The organism is Parasphingorhabdus sp., from assembly GCF_039977335.1.
Taxonomy (GTDB): Bacteria; Pseudomonadota; Alphaproteobacteria; order Sphingomonadales; family Sphingomonadaceae; genus Parasphingorhabdus.
Genome location: NZ_JBDWDI010000004.1, coordinates 477,424 through 502,339, shown reverse-complemented (window position 1 = coordinate 502,339; position 24,916 = coordinate 477,424). Strand labels below are relative to the sequence as shown.

Sequence of the window (24,916 nt, the reverse complement as noted above, 5' to 3'; positions counted from 1 at the left end):
GGGAATAGCAGCACATGGTTTACATAGCGCTAACGTCGGTTAATAACTTTTGTTTTTGATATCCTATTTGGCTGCGCTGAATTTTCGAATGGATACAGTTTCAGAAAAACACTTGTCGGCTTGCGACAGTTCTGCCATCAAAAATCCAGATTTTACTGGTCGCACAGTAGCCAGAGGCAATGACCGTTTTTTAAATGCACGCTTACGCAAATCCTACTCGCTTTCTTTCGCTTGCCAGGCCGTTCACGCTTTGGTTTTTGCTGCTGGGGCTGCTGTTGATCGCTGTTGGATCGGCTTATGGCCTTTTTTACGCGCCCGCAGACCGGTTGATGGGTGATAGTGTCCGCATTCTTTATATCCATGTCCCAACGGTTTGGTTGGCCATGGGCGGATGGACCGCAATTGCGATTGCCAGCATTGTGCAAATCGCATGGCGGCATCCTCTGGCGGCCGTTGCCGCGCGTGCGGTGGCGGTGCCCGGAGCCTTGTTTACGGCGCTGGGTTTGATTACCGGGGCCATCTGGGCGCGGCCCACCTGGGGCACATGGTGGGTATGGGATGGCCGGGTGACATCGGTATTGGTGTTATTCTTCCTCTATCTCGCTTACATAGCGCTAGCCAATGCTAGTGGTGAAAAGGGAGGTGTATCTCGTGTAACAGCGATTTTTGGTATCGTTGGCGCAATTAACATTCCGATTATCAACCGCTCCGTTGTGTGGTGGAACAGCCTGCATCAAAAGGCGAGTATCACTGTGAGCGGGTCATCAATTGATACCGCCTTTCTATGGCCACTGGCTATAAATGTAATTGGCTTTAGCTTTATATTTGGCGCAATCGTCCTGATGAGAATGCGCGGGATATTGGCGGAAACCAAAGTTGAGGCGAGATTGAAACGGATGGCGGCAGAATGAACCATTGGCCTTTTGTGATTGCATCTTATGCGATTGTGTTGCTTGGCACAGCGACGGTTATTGCCGGAAGCTATGCAGCGATGCGCAAATCGGAAGCTAAGGCGGATCAACTTAAAAAGGCTAGGAAATGAGAGAGATCAGCAAGTGAAGGCGAAACATCAAAGACTGACATTGGCGGTGCTCGCTTTGGTCGCGTTGATTGGCGCGGGCTTGCTTGCAACCTTTGCGCTGCAGGATCAGGCCAATTATTTTTACACACCCTCTGACATTGTTGAAAAAAAGCCTGTTGCAGGCAAAGCCATTCGGCTGGGCGGCATGGTTGAAGAAGGATCCATTCGTCATGAAGCTGATGGCGTGACGGTTAATTTTATCGTGCATGATGGCACGGCAAAACAAGCGGTTTTTTACACCGGGATTACACCGGACTTGTTTGTTGAAGGGTCGGGTGTTGTTGCCGATGGGAAGCTGACCAGCGACGGGACATTTGTGGCAGAAAGTCTGCTCGCCAAGCATGACGAAAATTATATCCCGCGTGAGCTGGAAGGCATTGATATGACTGGCAACATGACGAAAACGGATACGCTGGTCGAATGATTGCAGAAGCAGGTCTGATCGCTTTATGGCTAGCCGCCGGACTAGCGCTGCTGCAATTTGCGTTGGGCGCCATTGGCGTGCGAGCGGAGCGAGAGGAATTTTATGCTGCGATCCGTCCGGTAGCAGTGGCGCAGGGCGCGCTGGTCACATTATCTTTTCTGCTCTTAATCTGGCTGTTTTTGCGGTCGGACATGTCTGTTTCGCTAGTGGTGAAAAATAGCGCGTCGGTAAAGCCGCTGCTCTATAAATTTGCGGGCACCTGGGGCAATCATGAAGGCTCAATGCTATTGTGGGTTACGGTCATGGGGCTGGCCGGAGCTTGCATTGCTCTGTTGGAGCGCAGTTTGAAGGTCAAGACACTGGTGACAACATTGGCGGCGCAGGCGTTTATCAGTCTTGGTTTTTATGCTTTTTTGCTGGTCTCTTCAAACCCGTTTGAGCGAATGTTTCCCGTTCCGCCGGATGGGCAGGGGCTAAACCCGCTGTTGCAGGACCCGGGCCTCGCTTTTCATCCACCGACGCTTTATTTCGGTTATGTCGGTCTGTCGGTCGCATTTTCCTTTGCAGTCGGCGCGATGATCACCCGTGATGTCGGTCCGGCCTTTGCGCGGGCCATGCGGCCATGGGTGCTGGGTGCCTGGATATTCCTCACGCTCGGTATCACCGCGGGTAGTTATTGGGCTTATTATGAGCTTGGCTGGGGCGGCTGGTGGTTCTGGGATCCGGTTGAGAATGCGTCTCTGATGCCTTGGTTGGCAGCGACAGCTTTGCTGCATTCAGTTACGGTGTTGGCGACGCGTGATGGTTTGAGGGCCTGGACCGTGATGCTGGCGGTTGTGGCTTTCTCGATGTCGATGATTGGTACGTTCCTTGTACGGTCGGGCATCTTAACCAGCGTTCATGCCTTTGCAGTCGACCCCGAAAGGGGAAGCTTCATATTAGCATTGCTGGCAATCTATATTGGCGGCGCGATGGCGCTTTTTGCTCTCCGGGTCGGGACGGTCAAAGAAGGCGCACGCTTTGAACTGGTCAGCCGCGAAGGCGCATTGGTTGCGAACAACCTACTCCTTTCCGCGATATTGGGCATTGTCTTTGTCGGAACGCTCTATCCTCTGGTGGTGGAAGCGCTGACCAACGAAAAGCTGTCGGTTGGACCTCCCTATTTCAATCTCGCTAGTGGGCCAGTGGCTCTCATATTGGTGGCGATCATGGCAGCCGGGCCTTTGCTGCGTTGGCGGCGGGATAGTGCCAAAGCGCTGCTGAACCGGATATCCATTCCGATCGTGATTACCGCGGGCGCACTTTTCCTGCTGGTGCTGCTGACGACGACCATGTCAGTATTATCATTGCTGGGCATGGCGCTGGCGGCTGGCATTGCGGTGGCAAGTTTTGCACCGCTTTGGAAACGCAATTTGCGCCGGACCCCGCTTCACACCTACGGCATGGTAATCGCGCATTTCGGTATCGCCGTGGCTTTGGTTGGCATGGCTTCGGAAAGTAGCTTTACCGAGGAAAAACTGGTTGCTGCAAAACCGGGTGATGAAATCACGGTCAACAAATGGAAATTGAAATTCGAGGCGATTGAACCAGTGGCAGGTCCGAACTGGACCGCTTTGGAAGCGCGCATGACGGCTAAATATGACAACGGCAATATTGTTGAAGTAGCACCACAGAACCGGATGTTCGCCTCCGCGCAAACGCAAACTAGCGAAGCTGCCTTGCTGACGCGTTGGAATGGGCAGCTTTATGTCGTGCTAGGCGATGGCGATACTGAAGGGCGCTGGCAGGTTCGGACCTGGTGGAAACCATTTGTGACATTGATTTGGTATGGCGGAATATTGGTCGCGCTGGGCGGTCTTCTTGCCGTAATAGGGCGTCTGCGGCGGAGCTATTTGCAGCGCAAACAAAAAGACTATGCGGAACTAGTGCTATGAACCGCTGGCTCCTTTGGCTGCCTCTGGCTCTATTCGGGCTTTTTTTCGCGGCGGTTGCCGTCGGCTTGATGATGCCAAAAGACAATATCATAGAATCGAAAATGGTTGGCAAACCCATGCCAGCTTTCACTCTGCCTGCCGCCGTTGAACAGCGTCCAGGATTGAGCAGTAATGATTTGGCAGATGGCAAACCCAAGCTGCTCAATATCTTCGCCAGCTGGTGCGTGCCTTGTATTGCAGAGGCGCCGCAATTATTGGCGCTCGAGAAAGCTGGTGTTGAGATTCACGCCATTGCCAGTCGTGATACTCCTCAAGATATTGCCAATTTCCTCAACCGCTGGGGCAATCCCTATAGCAAAATTGGATCCGATACGACGAGCTCGGTACAGTTGGAGCTTGGATCATCTGGTGTTCCGGAGACGTTTGTGATCGATGGAAATGGTATCATTGTGCACCAACATATTGGCGATATCCGGAAAGAAAATGTCCCCGAATTGCTAAAGATTTTGGAGGAATCCGAATGAGATACCTGGTTTCCATCGCGATTTTGATCTTTGCGTGGCCAGTCGCTGCGCAAACCGGATTGCCGCCAGCGCCTTATGCCGACCGGCAATTGGATGATCCAGCTAAGGAAGCTGCGGCCAGCGAGTTGATGGAAGAATTACGTTGTCTGAAATGTCAGAGCCAGTCGATCGCGGATAGCAATGCGCCGATGGCTGGTGACATGCGTAGTCAGGTTCGGGAGCGTATTGCTGCGGGCCAAACACCAGAGCAAATCAGAAGCTGGCTGATTGAACGTTATGGTAATTGGGTAACTTATGATCCGCCTGTGACGGCGGTGACATGGCCGCTGTGGATCGCGCCAATTTTCATGGTTATCGCTGCCCTGTGGCTTGCACGCGGCCGGTTTCGCCGGGCAAAGGATAAAAGCTAATGGGTTGGTTGATCCTCTTGGGCTTTTTGCTGTTGCTTGTTGCTGGGCTGATCTGGTTCGGGAAATTGCCGCGTGGTACATATGAATTGACGGGTGCAGCGCTCTTGCTTGGCGTTGCCGGCTATGCGTGGCAGGGAAACCCCGGCATGGCAGGGGTGTCAATTGAACCGACCGAGAAGCCCAATAGCTTTGATGACGAAAAAACGGTTTCACGTGATGAAATGGGTGAGCGCTTTGGTACCGCTCGGCAATGGCTGGTATTTTCAGATGCCCTGAATCGGCGGGGAAAACACGGTGCGGCAGCTAATTATTTGCGCAATGGTGTCAAGGAGCATCCCAATGACCCTGACCTATGGGTCGGGCTAGGCAATGCGCTGGTCGTTCATGCCGATGGTATCATTACACCAGCGGCCCAGTTTGCTTTTCAAAAAGCGGCTGACATTTCACCCGAACATCCGGGACCGCCTTTTTTCCTTGGCATGGCCTATGCGCAATCTGGGAAGATTGATCAGGCCCGAGCGATCTGGACAGAGCTGCTGGAGCGCAGTCCGGAAGATGCACCATGGCGTAAGGATCTCGAGTCGCGTTTGGCTTCGATGGAACGAATGCAGCCATCGCTTCCGGCCGTTGCCGAACCTGCAGCCGGTAACTAAAACATAGCATTATCAGTATTTTGAAGGTCGTATCTGTTGGTTTAGTTGCGTGCTATAGAGGCTCATGCTAGTCGCGCGCGCTTGTCGAAACAGGCGCGCCGGAATAGTGCAACTGCTTTGACCCAATCAGGGGACCGCCAAAACGGCAATCAATGTCTGAATCGACGTCACAACCGAAACGGAAACGCAACCGCGTAATCCAGCCTCACGGTTCACGCCAAGAAGGAAGCGCCGTTGCAAAACTGGCCGCTGGTGCGATTGGTATTGTGTTCGGCGACATTGGTACGAGCCCGCTCTATGCGTTTCGTGAGACGTTTGTTGGTGCCCATCCTCTGGAGCTCGACAAGCTTCACGTATTGGGAGTCGTCAGCTTGATTTTCTGGTCGATGACCTTGGTGGTTGCGATCCAATATGTGACCATATTGATGCGCGCGGACAATAAAGGGCAGGGCGGCAGTCTCGCCGTCGTCGCCTTGTTGTCCGGGGCCTTGCGACGATCAAAATTCGGCTGGGTAGCGATATTATTGGGCGTTTTTGCGACTTCTCTATTTTACGGCGATAGCATGATTACGCCTGCTATTTCTGTATTGTCAGCTGTTGAAGGCCTAACAGTTGTGAACAGCGGCCTGCAGCCAATGGTTATACCTATTGCCGTGGGCTTGCTGGTCTTTCTGTTCATGATCCAGTCGCGGGGAACCGCAAAAATCGGGGCATTATTTGCGCCGGTCATGTTCGTTTATTTCACTGTCATAGCCATTTTGGGGCTGACGCAAATATTCCAGACACCGGAAATATTGCTGGCGCTAAACCCCTGGTATGCTTTTCAATTCTTTCTGATTGATGGGTTTAAGGCCTTTTTGGCCTTGGGTTCGGTCGTGTTGGCGGTGACCGGATCAGCGGCTTTGTTCGCCGATATGGGGCATTTTGGCCGGAAACCGATGCGCATCGCCTGGTTCGGTTTTGTGATGCCTGCCTTGCTGTGCAACTATTTTGGCCAAGGCGCGATGATCATTGGCATGGATGACGCCAGTGCAGCAGCCGCAATCCAGAACCCATTTTTCTTGCTGGCCCCTGAGATGCTTCGTCTGCCGCTGGTTATATTGGCGACCATGGCAACCTTCATTGCCAGCCAAGCTGTTATATCGGGAGCTTTCTCCGTTACGCATCAGGCGATCCAGCTGGGCTTCATCCCGCGCCTCACGGTCAAGCATACCAGCGCATCGGAAGCTGGTCAGATATATATCCCAGTGATCAACTGGACCATCATGATCGCAGTTCTGATCCTGGTACTCACTTTCCAAAGCTCCAGCAGCTTGGCGTCTGCTTATGGTATCGCTGTTACCGGCGCGATGTTGATCGATACCTGTCTGCTCGCCGTTCTGGTATTCACATTGTGGAAGTGGAAATGGTGGTATGCGGTGCCACTAATCGCACTGTTCTTCGTTGTAGATGGTGCCTATTTTGCAGCTAATCTCACCAAGGTTCCGCAAGGCGGCTGGTTCCCGCTCATGGTCGGCGGCTTCGCCTTCCTGCTGCTCACCACTTGGGCTAAGGGGCGCAAGATCATGCGCGAAAATATGGCGGAAGCAGCCATGCCGATTGAGATTTTCACCAAGTCGGCGAAAAACAGCGCGACCCGAGTGCCCGGAACGGCGATTTTCATGGCGTCTAACTCGGTTGGTGTTCCGTCGGCTTTGCTTCACAATATCAAGCATAACAAGATCATCCACGAACGGGTGGTCGTGCTGACCGTCAACATCAAAGACGTGCCCTATGTAGAGTTTGAAAACCGGATCGAGGTTAAGGATCTCGGCGATGGTTTCTATCGTTTGATCCTGAATTATGGCTTCATGCAAGAAACCAATGTTCCTGCGGCCCTGAAAAAGGTCAAAGAATGCGGCATGGACTTTGACATGATGACCACCAGCTTCTTCCTATCGCGGCAGACATTATTGCCGTCAGAGAAGCCAAAGATGATGATCTGGCGAGAGAAGATCTTCGCGTGGATGTTACGTAATGCCGCGACGGCCATGGAGTTTTTCAAGCTTCCGAGCAACCGTGTGGTCGAGCTCGGCAGCCAGATGGAAATCTGACGCTAGGACTGACGTTCGAATATCAGCTTTGTCCACCAAACGCCTGTGGCCTTGTTATTGGGTAGAATGGATTCAGATCGCTCGTTGTAAAGCGGAACGAGCTTGTGCTGCGATGCCAGTGCGATTGTCTCTTCCGCGGAAACCGCAAACATTCTCCTGCCTCGAGGGACTGGACCATGTCTTAGCGAAACAAAAAGACGACCACCTTGGGCGAGCAGGGCTGTGACGGCACCCATGGCGGCTTCCCTTTGGCCCTCGTCGAGATGCATCCACACGGCATTGATCATTATGAAGTCAAACTTTTCCTTCAAATTTCTGACGCTTGTCAGACCAGGTAAGCTGTCATTCAGCCATCTAATGGTTGGTGAGGGGTGTAAGCGGATTGCTCCCTCCCTCAGTTCTTTGGTTGGTTCTGCAGCGGTGACGTCATGCCGTCTCTCATCAAACCATGCGGCATCTCTTCCGGTACCCGAACCAATGTCGAGAATTTTGGAGCGCTTTTTCGGAAAATAATCAATTACCGCCCGATAGCTCTCTTCGAACGAGAGGCTTTCATATTGCTCCAAGAGGAAAGGGGCTTGGTCCGCATAGCCTTCCGTGCCGCTAATAAAGTCGTTTTTCATGCATAACAGTGTCTTGTGAACTCTGGCATTTGTCTATCGTAAATTTTTCACCCGCAAGGGCAATATTTGGTGGCGCACAAGGATGACGTCTACTAGATAGCGGGCATTCGATTCTTGTCTTGATATTGAGGACAAAGCTTATGCGTGTCGCCATTGCTTCTGACCATGCCGCCATAGAAATGAAAGCCGCTTTAGTAGAGTGGCTTACCGAGGCCGGGCATCAGGTGGATGACTTGGGGCCGATGACAACGGACAGCGTCGACTATCCTGACTATGGTTATAAGCTGGCCGATGCTGTTGCATCCCGGAGTGCCGAACGCGGCGTAGCGCTGTGCGGGTCCGGCATTGGTATTTCCATCGCGGTCAACCGCAATCCGGCTTGTCGATGCGCACTGGTTTCCGAAGGCCTTTCTGCGAAGCTTTCCCGCGAACATAATGATGCCAATGTCATTGCAATCGGCGCGCGTTTGGTCGGGATCGAAATTGCAAAAGATTGCCTGAACAATTTCTTGAACACAGAATTTGGCGGAGACCGGCATCAGCGCCGCGTTGATAAACTATCCGCACCATTAACCGAAGGAGCAGCGTGATGAGTAATGTCGCAGATATACAGGATATCCGCCAGACCGGGTTTTTCGATTTTTCTGTTGATGAGAGTGACCCTGCTGTTGCCGGTGCGATGAACGCAGAAATGTCGCGTCAGCAGAACCAGATTGAACTGATTGCTTCTGAGAATATCGTGTCCAAGGCTGTGCTTCAGGCGCAGGGATCGGTGTTCACCAACAAATATGCAGAAGGCTATCCTGGCCGTCGCTACTATCAGGGCTGCGCGCCATCTGATGATGTCGAGACGCTGGCGATTGATCGTGCCAAGCAGCTATTCAATTGCGGCTTTGCCAATGTTCAGCCGCATTCAGGAGCGCAAGCAAATGGAGCTGTCATGCTGGCACTGACCAAACCGGGTGATACCATCCTTGGCATGTCGCTTGATGCTGGTGGACATTTGACTCATGGCGCTAAGCCCGCGCAATCGGGCAAATGGTTTAACGCTGTTCAATATGGTGTGAACGAAGATGATCATCTGATTAATTACGAAGAAGTTGAGGCGCTTGCCAAAGAGCATCAGCCGAAACTGATCATCGCCGGTGGTTCTGCCTATCCCCGCCAGATTGATTTTGCGAAGTTCCGGGCGATTGCAGATGCAGTCGGTGCCATCTTCATGGTTGATATGGCGCATTTTGCTGGGCTGGTCGCCGCTGGCTATCATCCAAACCCGCTGGAATATGCTGATGTTGTTACCACGACAACGCATAAGACCCTGCGGGGCCCCCGTGGCGGCATGGTGCTGACCAATGATGAAGCCATTGCCAAAAAGATAAATTCAGCTGTTTTTCCTGGCCTGCAAGGCGGCCCGTTAATGCACGTCATCGCTGCGAAAGCGGTCGCCTTTGGGGAAGCGTTGCGGCCTGAATTTGCAAGCTATTCCGCGGCCGTTATCGAAAATGCGAAAGTGTTGGCTGCGCGTCTGAAAGAACGCGGCACTAATGTAGTTGCTGGCGGAACGGATACCCATTTGGCTTTGATCGATCTCTCACCGCTGGGCATTACCGGCCGTGATGCTGACGAAGCGCTCGAACGAGCCGGCATTACTTGCAACAAGAACAGCATTCCAAACGACCCTCAGCCGCCCATGAAAACGAGCGGCATTCGCGTCGGTTCACCAGCTGGCACCACGCGTGGCTTCGGCCCCGCTGAATTTCAGATGATCGGCGATATGGTCGCCGATGTACTCGACGGACTGCGTGAAAAAGGCGAGAGCGGTGACCCGGCCGTTGAGGCCAATGTTCGCGAGCGTGTTCAAGAACTTTGCAGTCGTTTTCCCATTTACCCAGAATAAGCGAAACCAACTTTTATGCGTTGTCCCTTTTGCGCCTTTGACGATAGCCAAGTAAAAGATAGTCGGCCGACCGAAGATGGAACCACCATCCGGCGGCGGCGGCAATGCGAAGGTTGTGGTGCGCGCTTTACGACTTTTGAGCGGATACAGCTTCGCGAGATTACCGTGGTAAAGAGTGAAGAACGGCGTGAGACTTTTGATCGGTCGAAAATTGATCTGTCTGTATCGCTAGCGTGTCGCAAGCGCGGGATTGCGCAGGAGCAAATGGATCAACTGGTCTCTGGCATACAGCGCCAACTGGAAACCAGTGGCGAGAATGAGATACCATCCAAACGCATTGGTGAGATGGTAATGGACGGCCTGAAAGGGCTCGACAGCGTCGCCTATATCCGGTTCGCATCGGTCTATAAGGACTTTACAGAAGCCAAGGACTTTGAAGAATTTGCCGGCAGCGTGAAAGATGTTGCGATCAACGACACCGCAGGGAAATGAGCGGCGCCAAATGAGTACCGGAAAACCGATTATCGTTCTGGTAAAGCCGCAGCTTGGCGAGAATATAGGTAAAGCGGCGCGTGCGATGCTGAACTTTGGCCTGACCGAAATGCGGATTGTTGATCCTCGCGATGGCTGGCCCAATCCATCGGCTGGGCCAACAGCAGCGGGCGCGGATAATGTTCTGGAAGAAGCACAGGTTTTTGCGACTACGGCAGAGGCGGTAGCGGACTGTTCGCATGTCTATGCAACAACGGTGCGAAAGCGCGGAATGACCAAAGAGGTGCTGACACCCGTTGAGGCGGCGGCTGATATGGCGTCTGCGAGCGGTAAATGCGCGATATTGTTCGGCCCCGAGCGTTCCGGTCTGGAAATCGTCGACGTGGAACTTTCACGGAAGATCATCACAGTACCGATTAATCCCGAATTCGGGTCTCTTAATCTGGCACAAGCGGTCATATTGGTGGCTTATGAGCTGTCCAAGATGGACAATGCCGGAACTGTACAACCGACCATCGAAAAGAAAAAACGGGAACCGGCCCCGCAGATTGAGCTGGATCGTTTCTTCGAGCATTTGGAACGCGCTTTGGAAGGGGCAGGATATTTCTATCCGCCGGACCGCGCGCCTGCGACGAAGGTGACGCTGCGCAATATGATTACCAAGCCGGCATGGACCAATGAGGAGGTTCAGACGTGGCGAGGGGTGATCAGCTCTCTTGAAAAGCCGTTTGTCAAAAAATGACCGCCTGAGCGACTAACTGTCTCTCAGTTGATCCCATTTTTGCAATTCATAGCTGATCGACGTTTCTATCAGCATTTCCCATATCGCAGCCATGGTAGGAACCGGAACGCCAGCTTCGCTAGCAAGCTGCTTCACATGTTCCAGAACCTGCGCTTTTCGCCCTTCATCCCGGACGGTAGTGCGATCCTGTTTGATCCGCGCGGCGGCGTCCATACAGGCGAAGCGTTGGGTCATCAGAGCGATGAGTTCACTATCAATACGGTCCACTTGTTCGCGGACATCAGTCATGGTTTCCATCGGTGGAAGCGTGGTCGTTTCTGTCATGTCAGCGCCTTTAATCACTGAGATCGCTCAAGTCGAGTAATGATGGGGATTTTGGTGCGAATTTTGGGCCTACGGATGCTTGACAATCACCGGTTAGATCGTCATAGGCCGCGTCTTGCAATTGGCTCCGCACCCCGGTGAAGCGGTAGCCGCGTTAATCCAAGCGGATTTTCGGTGCATTCCGGGACGAATTGAAACAGCAAATTAGGAGTCATTGATATGACAAAGCGTACCAGCTCGAAATATAAACTTGATCGCCGCATGGGCGAAAATATTTGGGGTCGCCCCAAATCACCCGTCAATCGCCGCGACTATGGTCCCGGCCAGCACGGTCAGCGCCGCAAGGGCAAGCTTTCCGACTACGGCATTCAGCTGCGCGCCAAGCAGAAGCTGAAAGGCTATTATGGCGACGTGACCGAAAAACAGTTCAAGCGCGCTTATAAAGAAGCATCAAGCATGAAAGGCGATACCAGCCAGAACTTGATCGGCCTGCTGGAGCAGCGTTTGGACATGGTCGTGTATCGCGCCAAATTCACCCCAACGATTTTTGCTGCTCGTCAGCTTGTCAGCCACGGTCACATTCGTGTGAACGGCGTAAAATGTAACGTTGCTTCGCGCAAAGTGCAGCCTGGTGATGTTGTATCGCTGAGCGATAAGGCCAAAGAAATGCTTCTGGTTATCGAAGCACAGAGCCTGCCAGAGCGTGAAATTCCAGAATATGTCACGCCAGACGGCACCGACAAAGTCACCTATGTCCGCGTACCAACGCTGGACGAAGTGCCTTACCCGGTGACGATGGAACCAAATCTGGTTGTCGAGTTTTACTCACGCTAATTGTTTTCAAGAGGTTATAAAAGGGCGGTCCGCAAAGGCCGCCTTTTTTGTTTGTGTTAATGGCAAAGGCTTGCGCCAAATCAAGGACACTGCCACTAGTGACAATAGAAATCAGTTTGACGATTAAATTTGGATGAGGACTCTGAAATGCAAAAGAAATGGTTTGCCTTTGCGCTGACACCGGCGCTGGCTTTGGCGTCTTGTGTAATACAGGTGGATGATGCCGAAAACGCTGTCCCACTGCCAGAGGTCGCTGCACCGGAATTGTCGGTTGATACCATGCGCGATATTACGCGTGAGCTGTCTTCTGATGCTTTCGAAGGACGCGCGCCGGGCACTCCGGGTGAAGAAAAGACCCTTGCTCTTTTGACGAAGAAATTTGCCGAAGCGGGCATCGAGCCAGGCAATGGCGATAGCTGGTTTCAGGATGTACCGCTGGTCGAGATTGAAGCCAAGAACGTGTCTGATCTGACGGTCAAGGGCGGCACGGGCGACATGAGTTTCAAATATGGCCCTGAGATGGTCATCACGTCCTATCAGGAACAACCGAAAATTGATGTCGCCGATAGTGAGCTTGTCTTTGTCGGTTACGGCATCAATGCGCCGGAGCGAGAGTGGAACGACTATGAAGGTATAGACGTTAAAGGCAAAACCGTTGTCATCCTCGTGAACGATCCGGATTTCGGTACCGAGAGCCTTGAAGGCGAATTTGGTGGTCGAGCGATGACCTATTATGGCCGCTGGACATATAAATATGAAGAAGCCGCGCGTCAGGGTGCGGCGGCGGCGCTGATCATTCATGATACGGCTCCTGCCGCTTATGGTTGGAATGTTGTTGAATCCAGCTGGAGCGGCCCGCAATTTTATGCGCAGTCAGCCAATGGCGGTTCTGATCAAACGAAAGCCAATGGCTGGGTTCAGAAAGATGTGGCCGCTAGGATTTTTACCAGTGCCGGTCAGGATCTGGAAGCGATGATGACGGCTGCGAAGAACAAGGATTTCAAAGCCGTGCCGCTGGGCGTGACTGCCTCGATGTCCTTTGAAAATGACATCAGCAAGATGAACAGCAAAAACGTCATTGGCATGATCAAAGGCAAGACTCGGCCCGATGAATATGTGCTCTACACCGCGCATTGGGACCATTTGGGCCGCTGTAAGCCAGCGCCGGATGGTGATGATATTTGCAATGGTGCGGTCGATAACGCGACCGGAACCGCGGCTCTAGTTGCTCTTGCCGAAGCGCATGTGAAGGCAGGCGCATCGGATCGCAGCATTATTTTTCTGGCGGTAACGGCGGAAGAATCCGGCCTTCTTGGTTCGAAATATTATGCTGAGAACCCAGTCTATCCGCTGAACAAGACAGTTGGCGGTGTGAACATGGATGCTTTTGGTATGGCCGGTCCTGCGAAAAATGTTGTCGTGGTTGGTAAGGGCAAATCTCAACTGGATCGCTATCTCGAAGGCGCTTTGACTGTCGACGGGCGGACCGCAGAGGCGGAACCGACACCGGAAAAAGGTTTTTATTATCGTTCCGATCATTTCAGCTTCGCGAAGCTGGGCGTGCCGATGATCTATTTTGAAGGTGGCGAAGACCTTGTCGAAGGCGGCCGTGAAGCCGGAGAAGCGATCAGTAAGGATTATACTGAGAACCGCTACCATGGACCTAAGGATGAATTTAATCCGGATTGGAACTGGGACGGCGTCATGGGTGATCTGAAAGTCTATTATACGGTCGCACGGATGTTGGCGATGACGGAAGACTGGCCGAACTGGAATGACGGCGATGAATTCCGCGACATTCGTGACAAGAGTCGAGCTGGGACCTGATCTCTAGCTTTTGAACTAGCGATGAGATGGCCAGCCGAATGGGAACTGCATGAATCGGTCTGGATTGGCTTTCCGGGCAATCCTGAAGAATGGCCAGGGCAATTGGTGGAGGCGCAGCGTGAAGTTGCCGCCTTCGCCAATGCCATTTGCGATGATGGTTGTGGCGAACAGATCAAGCTAGTTTGCCGGGATCAGAAAGATGCCGATCGAGCTGCCAAACTTGCCCTTGATCATGTCGAAATTTTGGTCGAACCGTTTGGGGATATTTGGCTGAGGGATACGGGGCCAATTATTACGGTTGGTGAGAATCGCCAGGCGCATGATTTTGGCTTCAATGGCTGGGGCCGAAAATTTGAAATGGCGGGTGATCAAGATATTGGCCAGCGCCTTGCTGCACCAACAGAAATGTCCGTCATCTCGCATGATTGGGTGCTTGAAGGCGGGGCGATTGATGGAGACGGCGCTGGCCATCTTGTTACTACCGAACAATGTGTGCTCAATTCCAACCGCAACGAAAATATGAGCAAGGAGCAGGTGGGTGAGAAGTTACAGCAAGCCCTGAACATGGAACATATCTGCTGGCTTGGTGATGGGTTGATGGCTGACCATACCGATGGTCATGTCGACAATCTTGCGCGCTTTGTGGCGGTGGGTAAGGTGGCAATTCCGGAAGCCAGTGAGGCTGATGACCCTAATGGTGATATTTTTGACGATGCTGCGAACCGCGCCGCCTCCGCTGGCCTGGACGTTGTTCGGATTCCATCCGCAGGCAGATATGAAATTGACGGTCAGGTTGCGCCTGCGAGCTATATGAATTTCTACATCGGCAATACAGTTGTTGTCGTGCCGCAATATGGAACTAGGTCTGATGCTGCTGCGGTGCAGGCCATTGCTAAATTGTTTCCGAAGCGAAAAGTGGTGGGACTATACAGCACGGCCTTGCTGCATGGTGGCGGAAGTTTTCATTGCATCTCTCAGCAGATTCCAAAGCTTTGACTGACTGTAACCTCTGCCCGTTTCGATCGAACTATGTTTGAGGGGAGCAAAATGCTAATCCTCTTTCAGATGCTTTAGGGGATAGTTGATGGCCGATGGAATTTTGAGTGTTTTGAGCACGCTCACATATATATTGGTTTTTCTGCTTGGTCTTGGGCTGGCAGGGGTGATTGCCTTGTTCGTCATAGATGTGACGCAGAAACAAGATGCCGTGCGCCGTAACTATCCGGTCATCGGTCGGTTTCGCCATCTGTTCAGCAGCCTGGGAGAATTTTTCCGGCAGTATTTCTTTGCCATGGACCGCGAAGAAATGCCCTTCAATCGAGCAGAGCGGGAATGGGTAGGGCGTGCGGCAAAGGGCACCGGCAACACCATTGCTTTTGGCTCTACCAAAAACCTTGATCCTGCGGGCACGCCGATTTTCGTGAATTGCCCGTTTCCAACGCTGGAAAAAGATGCGGCCGAAACCGCAACATGCACATTAGGCCCCTATTGCGAAAAACCCTTCGAAGCAAAATCACTGTTCAACGTTTCCGCGATGAGTTTTGGCGCGCTGTCTGTGCCTGCCGTGCAAGCTTTGTCTCACGGTGCCAAAATGGCGGGATGCTGGATGAATACCGGTGAAGGCGGTTTGTCGCCTTATCATCTTGAAGGAGGCTGTGATATTGTCTTTCAGATTGGCACCGCTAAATATGGCGTGCGCAATGATGATGGTAGCCTGAATGATGATAAACTACGCGCAATAGCGGACCACGAGCAAGTCCGTATGTTTGAGATTAAAATGTCGCAAGGCGCAAAGCCGGGCAAGGGCGGAATCCTGCCGGCCGCGAAGGTCACCGAGACAATAGCGAAAGTGCGCGGCATTCCGGAAGGCCAAGCGTCGATTTCTCCCAATCGTCACCCCGAGATCAATAGCGTGGAAGACATGCTGGATTTTATCGAGCATGTCCGCAAAGTCACTGGCAAGCCAACCGGTATCAAGGCCGTAGTTGGCGCTTATGGTTGGCTGGAAAGCCTTTGCGAGGAAATTCATCGTCGCGGTATCGAAAGTGCACCGGATTTTTTCACCCTCGACGGCGGCGATGGCGGGACGGGCGCAGCGCCCATGCCATTGATGGACAATGTTGGTCTGCAGCTGGATGAAAGCCTGCCGATGCTCTCTGATATCTTGCACAAATATGATCTGCGGCAGCGTGTCCGGATTATCGCATCGGGGAAAAGGATTACACCTAGTGAGGTCGCTTGGGCAATTTGTGCGGGTGCGGATTTCGTCAACAGTGCTCGCGGTTTCATGTTCTCGCTAGGATGTATTCAGGCGATGAAATGCAACAAGAATACCTGTCCGACCGGGATTACAACCCACGACCCCCGTCTCCAGCGCGGCCTTGATCCATCGGATAAGAAGGTCAAGGTTGCGAACTATTGTAAAAGTCTGGTTCATGAGGTGGAAGTTCTGGCTCATAGTTGCGGCGTTGATGAACCGCGTCAATTGGGCCGTAAACATGTTCGTATTGTCCAGGATACCGGCAAGTCTGTTCCTCTTGATGAACTCTATCCTCGACCAGAGGTTCTCAAGAAATTCAAGGTGATAGAAGACGTCTCTGGATAAACTGCTTTGCATGACCGTGCAGCTGATTTATGTTCTCTATCAGAAAGACATTCCCCAACTGAAAGGCCCGTAAGAATGACAAAGAAGCTCCTATTCGCTGGTATCGCGACTGGATTATTGGCAACGGCTGCGGTTCCCGCGATTGCGAAGCATCATGCCAAAGATGGCGCGATGCACAGTGATGCCGACCTGTCAGTGGTGATCAGCCATGATCGGCGCAAGGATGACAAGGCCCGCGATGTTTATCGCAATCCTGCTGAAACTTTGGCTTTTTTTCAGGTTAAGCCCACGCACACGGTTGCCGAATATGGTCCGGGTGGCGGATGGTATACGCGGATATTATTGCCTTATTTGAGCAGCAACGGAAAATATGTTGCGATCAACGGGGATAGCGACAGCATCAATTTTACCAGTCGTTCGCGCGAAGGTCGTTCAAAAAGCTGGCCAGAACGCTTCCCGGACGCAGCATCCAAATGGACCGATGTGTCTGCGGACAAGATTGCTGCTTTTGAAAGCGATGAAGTGCCAGATGAAATGAAGGGCAAGATTGACCGGGTTTTGATCTTCCGTTCGATGCACGGAATGCTGAATGGCGCTCGGTCTGATTCTGAACTGCAGAACCTCCGGGAAATTTTGGCAGATGACGGCATGATTGGAGTTGTCCAGCATCGTGCAAATGCCGACGCTTCTTACGCGATGTCCAAGGGAACCAAAGGCTATTTGAAGCAGGCATCGGTTGTCGCGCTGTTCGAGTTAAACGGCTTTGAACTGGTTGATTCATCCGAGATAAATGCCAACCCCAAAGACACGAAAGACTATGAGAAAGGCGTGTGGACACTGCCGCCCGTTCTGACCAACAAGGATGAAGGCAGGTCTAAATATCAAGCCATCGGTGAATCTGATCGCATGACATTGCTGTTCAAGAAACGACCTTAGTTTGACACGAGCGAGCAGCTGGGCTTTCTTCCGGCCATCGCATGAATTGGAATGAAAGGAATGATGATGAAAAAGAAACTGATGATCGGCGCGTTGACGGCGCTGGGAGTGGTTGCCATGGCCCCCGCTTCGGCAAAACATCATGAAGAAGACGGCGCTCACAAAGAAACGAATCTGCGCACTATCATCACGCATGAACGCCGCGCAGAAGACAAAGCGCGCGACAAATACCGTCGCCCAGCCCAGACAATTGGCTTCTTTGGCATTAAAACCAATCACACGGTGGTGGAATATGTGCCCGGTGGCGGCTGGTATTCCCGGATATTGGCACCTTATGTAGCGGATAACGGCAAGTTTATCGGTTTGACCTTTGCGCCAGATCCTTTGCCGTTTGGCGATGAGGCGAAAGAGCGCATTCGCAATTTTCCGACGAAATTTCCAAATGATGTTGCAGAATGGACTGGCATGCCGGCAGCAAAATTTACCGCCTACACCACCGACAAAGTGCCGGAAGAAGCAAATGGTACAGCCGATTTTGTCATCATCCCGCGCATGATGCACAATCTGATGCGCTGGAATCTGGCGGATAGCGAAATCAAAGTGATGCGTAACATGCTGAAAGATGGCGGCATGGTCGGCATCATTCAACACCGTGCCAAAGACGGGACGCCATTTAGCTATGCCGACGGCAATAAGGGCTATTTGAGAACAGATACGGTTGTCAAATTCATGGAGGCTCATGGCTTTGAACTGGTCAAACAGTCGGAGATAAATGCGAACCGGAAAGATACGGCGGACTATCCCAAAGGTGTCTGGACGCTGCCCCCACGCTATGCAGAAGGGGATACCGACAAGGCAAAATATGCTGCAATCGGCGAGTCTGACCGCATGACTTTGCTGTTCAAAAAACTACCATGATTGCCGGCTGAGCAATGGGTGAATTCGCGGTTCGGGCGATAGTTTCGGGCGTGATTGTGGCTATTGTTGCAATCATCGCCCGACGTTATCCCGCCATGGGCGCGCTGATCGCGTCGCTGCCGCTTATTTCCATATTGGCGATGATCTGGCTGTGGCGGGATACCGGCGATACAGAGTTGCTCGCCGGGCATGTGCAAGCGACTTTCTTCTATGTCATTCCCAGCCTTCCCATGTTTCTCATCATTCCAATCATGTTGCGGCAGGGGATGAATTTCTGGGCTTCGCTGTCGGCTGGCATATTGGTCACGATAATCCTGTATATCGCAACGATTCCGATTGCGGCCCGTTTCGGCATCAAGCTATGAGCGCCGCATGACACAGAATATCACGGTTGCCGCTCTGCAGCTTTCCTTAAATGGCAGCGAAGCGGAAAATATCGAAGCAATCAGCGCGCATGTGGCCGAAGCAGCGGAGCAAGGCGCGCAGATTATCTTGCCGCCGGAACTATTTGCCGGGCCCTATTTCTGCAAGACCGAAGATGAAGCGTTGTTCGCGCTCGCCAAACCGGCGCAAGACAGCGCGCCGGTTCAGGCCATGCAAAAAATGGCGAAGCGTCTGGGCGTAGCGATCCCGGCCAGTTTCTTTGAACGGGATGGTCAGCACTATTATAACAGCATCGCGATGATCGATCCCGATGGTGAGATCATGGGCATCTATCGCAAAAGCCATATTCCCGACGGCCCAGGCTATGAAGAAAAATTCTATTTCCGTCCCGGCAATAGCGGTTTCAAGGTCTGGGATGTGTTTGGCACGACCATTGGCATCGGGATATGCTGGGATCAATGGTACCCTGAAACAGCGCGGGCGATGGCGCTGATGGGTGCAGAAATCTTGTTTTATCCAACCGCCATCGGATCAGAGCCCTATGACGCCGATCTAGATACCAGCCGGATGTGGCGGCGCGCGATGCAGGGGCATGCGGTGAGCAATTGTATGCCAATCGTGGCGAGCAATCGCATTGGCGAGGAAGAGGGACAGGCCTTTTACGGTCACAGCTTCATCGCGAATGAATGGGGTGATCTGGTGCTGAAATATGGCGCGGAGGAAAGCGGTGTTTTGGTCGCGACTTTTGATCTGGAACAGGCGCGCAAGCATCGTGCTGGCATGGGGTTTTTTAGGGACCGCCGACCGGAGCTTTATGGGCGGTTGGTTGAGGATCGCTAGCGCTGCATGATTGCGGCTTTGAAAACCGCTTCAAACATCTCTGGCGTTAATCGCTTCGTGTTCACATTATATCGGCTGCAATGATAACTGTCGATCAGAAGGCGGCCGTCCGGCAGTGTATGCTCTGCGCCATGGCCAAATTTATGATCAGCGAGCTTTGCTCCTGCCATTCGGATCACGCTGTCATGGGCGATTTTGCCAAGAGCCAATATTACTTGCAAATGGGGCAAGCCGCCCAGCGCCTTGATCATATAGGGGCGGCAATTGTTAATCTCTGCACCATTCGGTTTGTTTTCGGGTGGCAGGCATTTGACCGCGTTGAGGATCATGGTGCCATTCAGGGTCACACCATCATCTATGCGGGATTGGAAAGAGCCGTTGGATAGCCCCACCTTATCCAGCGTAGCAAAAAGCAGGTCACCCGATGCATCTCCAGTAAAAGGTCTGCCCGTCCGGTTTGCACCTTCCTTACCCGGTGCGAGACCTACAATTGCCAGCCATGCGTCCGGATCACCAAAAGCTGGAACAGGGGCGTTCCACCAGTCATCATGCTCTTTGCGGAGCGATTTGCGTAAGCCCACCAAGCGCGGGCAGCGGCGGCAGTTTTTCGGCGCTTCGGCAAAAGGAAGGGGGCTATGATCGCTCATAGCCCCCGCCTAAAATCATTTGGACATTACGTCCAGTAAAGGACTGAATAATCAGTCTTTCAATTCAGCTGGAACAATACCGCCATTGGCTGCAATTTCCGACATGACTCGCTTGTGTAGAGCGATATTGTCTTCCGCAGATCCGCTATAGCTGGCATTGCCTAGCTCTTGCGCCAGTGCTTTGCGGTTTTCATAGCTCGCATCAATCTGGACAAGCTTCATCAGGTCGACAATTGACGATTGCCAGTTCAGCTTGTCTGATCCCGGTATGCTGTTCAGCCGAGCGGTAACGTCCACTTCGGTAATTGCTGCGCGGGCCGCTGGTGCCGCTTCTGCTGCTGGGGCTGCTGCCTCTGGCTCAGCGGCCTTGGCTTCGCCGCCGAAAATCGCGCTTTTGATTTTTCCGAATATGCTCATGATCATGCTCCTCTTTTTTCATGGGGGATAAACTTGCTATCCTTGCGATCTTTCTTCGGTCCTACATAGGCTAGAGTCAAATGCCGGATGTCTATTTTCTACAAGCTTGAGGTAAACAGGTGTGTAAACACTGGTAAAGCTTTCGAGTTCCCGATTTTAAAGCAAAAAATATGCTACTATCGAGTCGATCAGCAGAATCAATGATGGGGCCAAAAGAGCCGAAGGAGACGGGTATGAGCATTTTAGAAATCTTGCAGCAATCGGGTGGTATCGGGACCATGGCCAAGGAATTGGGCATTAACGAGAATGTTGCGCAAGCTGGTGCTGCGGCGCTGCTTCCTGCCATATTGGGCGGTTTCAAGAAGACGACCCAGGCACAGCCAAGCGGCCTCGACGGACTAGGCGGCCTTTTGGGGCAACTAGGCGGTGGAGGGCTGTTAGACAGCGTCATTGGCACCCAGCCTACACCGGTCAATCAGGGTAATGAGGTGCTCGGCCAGATATTCGGTTCGAAAGAAGTGAGCCGTACGGTTGCGGCCGGAGCCGAGCAACAAACAGGCATTAGCAGCGATTTGCTCAAGAAGATGCTTCCCGTCGTTGCGATGATGGTTGCCGGTTATATGGCCAAACAGGGCGGTGAGAGCTCTGGCGGTGGCGGCGGCTTAGGGGGGCTTATCGGCGGTCTGCTCGGCGGCGGCTCAAATACATCGTCCGGCGGCCTCGGCGGTCTGGGATCATTGCTTGATCTTGATGGCGACGGAAATCCGCTGGATGACATTATCGGCATGGCCGGTAAGCTTGTCCGCTAAGACGATTATCAACTGAAGGAGATAGAAAATGGGACTATTGGATAGCGCATTGGGTATGTTGCCCGACAATGTAAACTTGGAATCTATGGCTGAGAAAGTTGGCATGTCTGCGGATGAGTTGAAATCCGGCGGCGAAGCTCTGTTTTCCAAACTACAGGACGGCAGTGTCGATAAAGCTACGGCGATCAAAGAAGCGGCCGCAGAAGCCGGTGTTGACGCGGAAAAGCTGAAAGGTCTGATGCCTGCGATGGCTGAAAAAGCCGGTTTGGACGGCGAAGGCGGCCTGATGGAGAAATTGGGCGGTGAAGGCGGTCTTCTTGGCAAAGTTGGCGGTTTTCTGGACCGCGATGGCGATGGCAATCCACTGAACGATATCACGGATATGGCCAAGGGCTTCTTTAAGAAATAGGCTCTGGCTGATTTAGACAAAAAGCGGTTCTAGTCCTCCAACGCTTCGAGTTGGAGGACGCCGCCTTGGACAGCTGACACACGTGCGGTGGTCCCTTTTTTCATATCAGGTCCGGTGGCTGGCCATTCGCCATCTCCGACCTTTGCTCGGCCCCCGGTCGCGCTAATCGCCTCAACCACTGTAACGGTTTGACCCACCAGCCGCGCTGAACGATCGTTCAGCAGCGGATCCTCGCTTTCGACCTTGTTTGTCAGATACCAACGGCGGCCGAAGAAGACCGATGCCAGCGAAAGCAATCCGAACAGTGTGAATTGACCAGCAACAGTAATGTCAACGAACATCGCGACAAAGCCGGTAACCGCTGCGGCCGCAGCCAGCCAGATCAGGAACACGCCGGGCACCAATATTTCTCCGATACCCAGGAGCAGCGCGATTATCAGCCAGTGATAATGCGATTCCAGCGACATTACCTGTTCAATGATATCCATGCTTATTCGCCTTGTTGTTCAAACGGACCTTTGCGACGTGGCGGCGGTGTAATGGCACCGCCATGCTCACCCAGCGCCTCTTTGGCCAGTTCGCCGATGCCGCCTAATGTGCCGATAAGCTGGGTCGCTTCGACAGGGAACAAGATGGTTTTTGCATTGGGTGAAGTCGCGAATTTTTCGACCGCTTTGACATAATCCTGCGCGACGAAATAGTTGATCGCCTGCGCATTTCCGGTTGCTATTGCTTCCGACACCATCTGGGTTGCTTTGGCTTCTGCTTCTGCTTCACGCTCACGGGCTTCTGCGTCACGAAACGCGGCTTCCCGGCGACCTTCTGCTTGTAGAATCTGTCCTTGTTTCTCGCCTTCTGAACGAAGAATTTCAGAAGCACGAGCGCCTTCAGCATCAAGGATGTTAGCACGTTTTTCACGTTCTGCTTTCATCTGCCGGGCCATGGCGTTGATGATATCTTGTGGCGGCCGAATGTCTTTAATTTCCACACGCGTAATTTTAATGCCCCAAGGTGTCGTCGCATCGTCAATTACGGTTAGCAGGCGCCCGTTAATCTCGTCGCGCTTGGACAATGTTTCATCCAGATCCATCGAGCCCATCACCGTACGCAGGTTGGTCGTCACAAGGTTCAGGATGGCGTTATAAAGATCATTGACCTCATAGGCCGCCTTGGGTGCATCAAGCACCTGAAAGAAGACCACGCCGTCGGTGGAGATCATCGCGTTATCTTTAGTGATGATTTCCTGTCCAGGAATATCCAAGACCTGCTCCATCATGTTGACCTTGCGGCCGACGCGATAAAAAAACGCGGGAAAAAAGTTAAAGCCGGGCTTTGCGATGCTGGTAAAACGGCCAAAATACTCGATCGTATATTGATAGCCCTGACGAACAATCTTGATGCTGGCACCCAGATATATGATCACCAAAAGGAAAAAGAAAAATGCGGCTGTTAATTCCATCTGCTAAGCCCTCCAACTTTATGTCCGATTGTCATTGATTATTTGCGCTATAATGCCAAGGAAAAAGCGCATATTTCGCCAAAGAACAAGGTTATCACAGTCTATGCGTCTTTCTGTTGCTGTCGCCATTCTCATGCTGTTTTTTTCAGGAGGCGCTCAAGCCAAAGATATATTGGGAGAAATTTCAGAAACTGATTTGCGCGGGCATATAGAAATATTGGCCAGCGACGATTTTGGTGGCCGTAAACCCGGGACGGTGGGTGAGAACAAGACAGTCGAATATATTGCAACAGAATGGCAGAAGGCGGGATTGCAGACAGGAACAGGGACAAACTCATGGTATGCTCCCGTTAGTTTGGTGGACAGGACACCTTTGAAACAAACCTTTGATTTCAAATATTCAAACGGCAAGCGGACGAAAACCGTTCGGATTGATGACGATCAGATTTTCCTTCGGGGGGCCATGCAATTTGGCACTTTGTCCAATGCGCCTGTCATCCATGTCGGCTATGGCAATCGTCCGGTTGAAGAAATGGAGCCGATTATATCGGGCAAACTTGCTTTGATGTTTCTCTCATCACGGCCCGGTGCGAAGGATTTTCCCGGCTATCGCGAGCGAAAAGCAAATATCATCGCTGCTGGCGCGTCCGGCATCTTAACTGTGATCAGAAGTGAATCCCGCTTTGCACGGACTGCACGACGCTTTCGCACGGCCAGTACGAGTTTGGATGGCAAGGGCAAGCACGCCAATCTGGAGGGACTTATCAGCGGCAAGGCAGTCGATAAATTGCTACGCAAAGCCGGAATTGATCCCAAGAAGCTCTTCGAAGATGCAAAATTGGAGGAATTTCAGCCCATAATGACCGGTGTCTATGCGGATTTATCGGCTGAAACGCAGGTCCGAACCTATCAATCGCATAATGTCATCGGAAAGATAGCAGGACGCAAACCGGCCAGCGGCGCCGTTCTGTTTATGGGACATTGGGATCATCTTGGCGAATGTCGCGGGGAAGCCGAAGTCGACCGCATCTGTAATGGAGCAGTGGACAATGCGAGCGGGATATCTTTGCTCATCGAGACCGCCAAACGATTGACCAGCAGCAGGCTGGATCGCGATATTTATTTTCTGGCGACAACCGCGGAAGAAAGTGGGTTGCTTGGCGCACGCGCCTTTGCGGCACAGCCAAGTTTTACGCTTGATCGTCTGGTCGCGGTTTTCAACGCTGACACGGTAGCACTGGCTCCAGATGGCAAGCTGATTGCTGTAGTAGGACGGGGGGAAACTGATCTGGATGAAGATTTGGAGAAAGTGGCAGCTGCGCATGAGAGAGAGATAGACAAAAGCGACAAAGCCAATGCGTTTATCAAACGTCAGGACGCATATGTCTTTCTAGAACAGGATATTCCGGCCTTCATGATCACCAGCGCTTTTTCTGATCAGAAGCGGCTCGATAGCTATTTGGAAAGCCGCTATCATGACGCCAGCGATGAAGTTGATGAGCAACTATTGCTTGGCGGTGCCGCCGACGATGCTAATTTTCATGTCGCGCTGGGACGCTATTTTGGCAATGTCGACACCTATCGGAAGGAATCTGACCCGAATAGTGCTGCTAATAGTGCTGGCGAATAGATAC

The 24,916-nt window shown here is 52.4% G+C and carries 29 protein-coding genes; 23 read left to right on the top strand and 6 right to left on the bottom strand.

Annotation, left to right across the window (positions count from 1 at the left end; translation table 11 throughout):
* The first annotated feature begins 194 nt into the window (after nt 1–194).
* The 8 genes from ccmC (at nt 195) to ABJM21_RS09580 (ending at nt 7,119) form a co-directional block, all read left to right on the top strand.
* On the top strand, nt 195–911 hold the full coding sequence (gene ccmC, locus ABJM21_RS09615) for a heme ABC transporter permease CcmC (protein ID WP_348301363.1): 717 nt from the start codon (nt 195–197) through the stop codon (nt 909–911).
* Nucleotides 908–1,042 (top strand): hypothetical protein, encoded by a 135-nt coding sequence (locus ABJM21_RS09610; RefSeq protein WP_348301364.1) that lies wholly within the window; start codon nt 908–910, stop codon nt 1,040–1,042. Before ccmC ends, ABJM21_RS09610 begins: the two co-directional genes overlap by 4 nt.
* A 13-nt stretch (nt 1,043–1,055) precedes the next feature.
* On the top strand, nt 1,056–1,505 hold the full coding sequence (ccmE, locus tag ABJM21_RS09605; protein ID WP_348301365.1) for a cytochrome c maturation protein CcmE: 450 nt from the start codon (nt 1,056–1,058) through the stop codon (nt 1,503–1,505).
* Nucleotides 1,502–3,439, top strand: coding sequence for a heme lyase CcmF/NrfE family subunit (locus ABJM21_RS09600; RefSeq protein WP_348301366.1), 1,938 nt, complete (start codon nt 1,502–1,504; stop codon nt 3,437–3,439). The genes ccmE and ABJM21_RS09600 overlap by 4 nt, the downstream gene beginning before the upstream one ends.
* On the top strand, nt 3,436–3,963 hold the full coding sequence (locus ABJM21_RS09595) for a DsbE family thiol:disulfide interchange protein (RefSeq protein WP_348301367.1): 528 nt from the start codon (nt 3,436–3,438) through the stop codon (nt 3,961–3,963). Before ABJM21_RS09600 ends, ABJM21_RS09595 begins: the two co-directional genes overlap by 4 nt.
* A complete protein-coding gene (locus ABJM21_RS09590) occupies nt 3,960–4,373 on the top strand; it encodes a cytochrome c-type biogenesis protein (RefSeq protein ID WP_348301368.1) in 414 nt (137 codons plus the stop codon). Before ABJM21_RS09595 ends, ABJM21_RS09590 begins: the two co-directional genes overlap by 4 nt.
* Entirely contained in the window at nt 4,373–5,026 is a 654-nt protein-coding gene (locus ABJM21_RS09585; protein WP_348301369.1) for a tetratricopeptide repeat protein, read from the top strand. The genes ABJM21_RS09590 and ABJM21_RS09585 overlap by 1 nt, the downstream gene beginning before the upstream one ends.
* Before the next feature lie 152 nt (nt 5,027–5,178).
* Nucleotides 5,179–7,119, top strand: a complete 1,941-nt coding sequence (locus ABJM21_RS09580) for a potassium transporter Kup (RefSeq protein WP_348301370.1) — start codon at nt 5,179–5,181, stop codon at nt 7,117–7,119.
* A 2-nt stretch (nt 7,120–7,121) separates the two neighbouring features.
* On the opposite strand, the gene ABJM21_RS09575 is transcribed toward ABJM21_RS09580, so the two are convergent.
* Complete coding sequence (locus ABJM21_RS09575; RefSeq protein WP_348301371.1) at nt 7,122–7,742, bottom strand: class I SAM-dependent methyltransferase; 621 nt, start codon at nt 7,740–7,742, stop codon at nt 7,122–7,124.
* A gap of 140 nt (nt 7,743–7,882) precedes the next feature.
* Between ABJM21_RS09575 and rpiB the strand changes: the two genes are divergently transcribed.
* From rpiB to ABJM21_RS09555, 4 genes are read left to right on the top strand one after another with little or no spacing between them, the layout of a single operon-like run.
* Nucleotides 7,883–8,332 carry a ribose 5-phosphate isomerase B gene (rpiB, locus tag ABJM21_RS09570; protein WP_348301372.1) on the top strand — a complete coding sequence of 150 codons (450 nt, stop codon included), beginning with the start codon at nt 7,883–7,885 and terminating at the stop codon, nt 8,330–8,332.
* Nucleotides 8,329–9,639, top strand: coding sequence for a serine hydroxymethyltransferase (gene glyA / locus ABJM21_RS09565; protein WP_348301373.1), 1,311 nt, complete (start codon nt 8,329–8,331; stop codon nt 9,637–9,639). Before rpiB ends, glyA begins: the two co-directional genes overlap by 4 nt.
* A 15-nt stretch (nt 9,640–9,654) precedes the next feature.
* Nucleotides 9,655–10,131 carry a transcriptional regulator NrdR gene (gene nrdR, locus ABJM21_RS09560; protein WP_348301374.1) on the top strand — a complete coding sequence of 159 codons (477 nt, stop codon included), beginning with the start codon at nt 9,655–9,657 and terminating at the stop codon, nt 10,129–10,131.
* 10 nt (nt 10,132–10,141) lie between these two features.
* Entirely contained in the window at nt 10,142–10,873 is a 732-nt protein-coding gene (locus ABJM21_RS09555) for an RNA methyltransferase (RefSeq protein WP_348301375.1), read from the top strand.
* 12 nt (nt 10,874–10,885) lie between these two features.
* On the opposite strand, the gene ABJM21_RS09550 is transcribed toward ABJM21_RS09555, so the two are convergent.
* The gene (locus tag ABJM21_RS09550; RefSeq protein ID WP_348301376.1) at nt 10,886–11,197 is read right to left on the bottom strand and encodes a chorismate mutase; all 312 of its coding nucleotides are present in this window, start codon (nt 11,195–11,197) and stop codon (nt 10,886–10,888) included.
* 219 nt (nt 11,198–11,416) lie between these two features.
* Here ABJM21_RS09550 and rpsD point away from each other — a divergent pair, with 219 nt between their 5' ends.
* The 8 genes from rpsD to aguB all read left to right on the top strand — a co-directional run bounded on the left by rpsD (nt 11,417) and on the right by aguB (nt 19,541).
* On the top strand, nt 11,417–12,031 hold the full coding sequence (rpsD, locus tag ABJM21_RS09545; RefSeq protein WP_108809763.1) for a 30S ribosomal protein S4: 615 nt from the start codon (nt 11,417–11,419) through the stop codon (nt 12,029–12,031).
* Nucleotides 12,032–12,178: 147 nt separating this feature from the next.
* Nucleotides 12,179–13,858 (top strand): M28 family metallopeptidase, encoded by a 1,680-nt coding sequence (locus ABJM21_RS09540; RefSeq protein WP_348301377.1) that lies wholly within the window; start codon nt 12,179–12,181, stop codon nt 13,856–13,858.
* Nucleotides 13,859–13,879: 21 nt separating this feature from the next.
* Nucleotides 13,880–14,854, top strand: coding sequence for an agmatine deiminase family protein (locus ABJM21_RS09535; RefSeq protein ID WP_348301378.1), 975 nt, complete (start codon nt 13,880–13,882; stop codon nt 14,852–14,854).
* Between the two features lie 88 nt (nt 14,855–14,942).
* Nucleotides 14,943–16,463: an FMN-binding glutamate synthase family protein gene (locus ABJM21_RS09530; RefSeq protein WP_348301379.1), complete on the top strand. Its 1,521-nt coding sequence runs from the start codon at nt 14,943–14,945 to the stop codon at nt 16,461–16,463.
* A gap of 75 nt (nt 16,464–16,538) precedes the next feature.
* Entirely contained in the window at nt 16,539–17,399 is an 861-nt protein-coding gene (locus ABJM21_RS09525; protein WP_348301380.1) for a hypothetical protein, read from the top strand.
* A 66-nt stretch (nt 17,400–17,465) separates the two neighbouring features.
* A complete protein-coding gene (locus ABJM21_RS09520) occupies nt 17,466–18,317 on the top strand; it encodes a methyltransferase (RefSeq protein ID WP_348301381.1) in 852 nt (283 codons plus the stop codon).
* Between the two features lie 14 nt (nt 18,318–18,331).
* A complete protein-coding gene (locus ABJM21_RS09515; RefSeq protein WP_348301382.1) occupies nt 18,332–18,682 on the top strand; it encodes a DUF3147 family protein in 351 nt (116 codons plus the stop codon).
* Nucleotides 18,683–18,689: 7 nt separating this feature from the next.
* Nucleotides 18,690–19,541: an N-carbamoylputrescine amidase gene (gene aguB, locus ABJM21_RS09510; RefSeq protein ID WP_348301383.1), complete on the top strand. Its 852-nt coding sequence runs from the start codon at nt 18,690–18,692 to the stop codon at nt 19,539–19,541.
* Here the strand turns inward: aguB and ABJM21_RS09505 are convergent.
* Both ABJM21_RS09505 and ABJM21_RS09500 read right to left on the bottom strand, forming a co-directional pair.
* Entirely contained in the window at nt 19,538–20,188 is a 651-nt protein-coding gene (locus tag ABJM21_RS09505) for a uracil-DNA glycosylase (protein WP_348301384.1), read from the bottom strand. The two genes, aguB and ABJM21_RS09505, sit on opposite strands and share 4 nt — an antisense overlap.
* Nucleotides 20,189–20,239: 51 nt before the next feature.
* Nucleotides 20,240–20,605 (bottom strand): DUF3597 domain-containing protein, encoded by a 366-nt coding sequence (locus ABJM21_RS09500; protein WP_348301385.1) that lies wholly within the window; start codon nt 20,603–20,605, stop codon nt 20,240–20,242.
* 233 nt (nt 20,606–20,838) lie between these two features.
* Between ABJM21_RS09500 and ABJM21_RS09495 the strand changes: the two genes are divergently transcribed.
* Together ABJM21_RS09495 and ABJM21_RS09490 are read left to right on the top strand one after the other, a co-directional pair.
* A complete protein-coding gene (locus ABJM21_RS09495) occupies nt 20,839–21,414 on the top strand; it encodes a DUF937 domain-containing protein (RefSeq protein WP_348301386.1) in 576 nt (191 codons plus the stop codon).
* A gap of 28 nt (nt 21,415–21,442) precedes the next feature.
* Entirely contained in the window at nt 21,443–21,823 is a 381-nt protein-coding gene (locus ABJM21_RS09490) for a hypothetical protein (protein WP_348301387.1), read from the top strand.
* Nucleotides 21,824–21,852: 29 nt separating this feature from the next.
* Here the strand turns inward: ABJM21_RS09490 and ABJM21_RS09485 are convergent, their stop codons facing one another.
* The gene (locus ABJM21_RS09485) at nt 21,853–22,311 is read right to left on the bottom strand and encodes an NfeD family protein (RefSeq protein WP_348301388.1); all 459 of its coding nucleotides are present in this window, start codon (nt 22,309–22,311) and stop codon (nt 21,853–21,855) included.
* Between the two features lie 2 nt (nt 22,312–22,313).
* Nucleotides 22,314–23,282: an SPFH domain-containing protein gene (locus tag ABJM21_RS09480; RefSeq protein ID WP_348301389.1), complete on the bottom strand. Its 969-nt coding sequence runs from the start codon at nt 23,280–23,282 to the stop codon at nt 22,314–22,316.
* Between the two features lie 103 nt (nt 23,283–23,385).
* Between ABJM21_RS09480 and ABJM21_RS09475 the strand changes: the two genes are divergently transcribed.
* The gene (locus ABJM21_RS09475; RefSeq protein WP_348301390.1) at nt 23,386–24,912 is read left to right on the top strand and encodes a M28 family peptidase; all 1,527 of its coding nucleotides are present in this window, start codon (nt 23,386–23,388) and stop codon (nt 24,910–24,912) included.
* Nucleotides 24,913–24,916 lie beyond the last annotated feature (4 nt).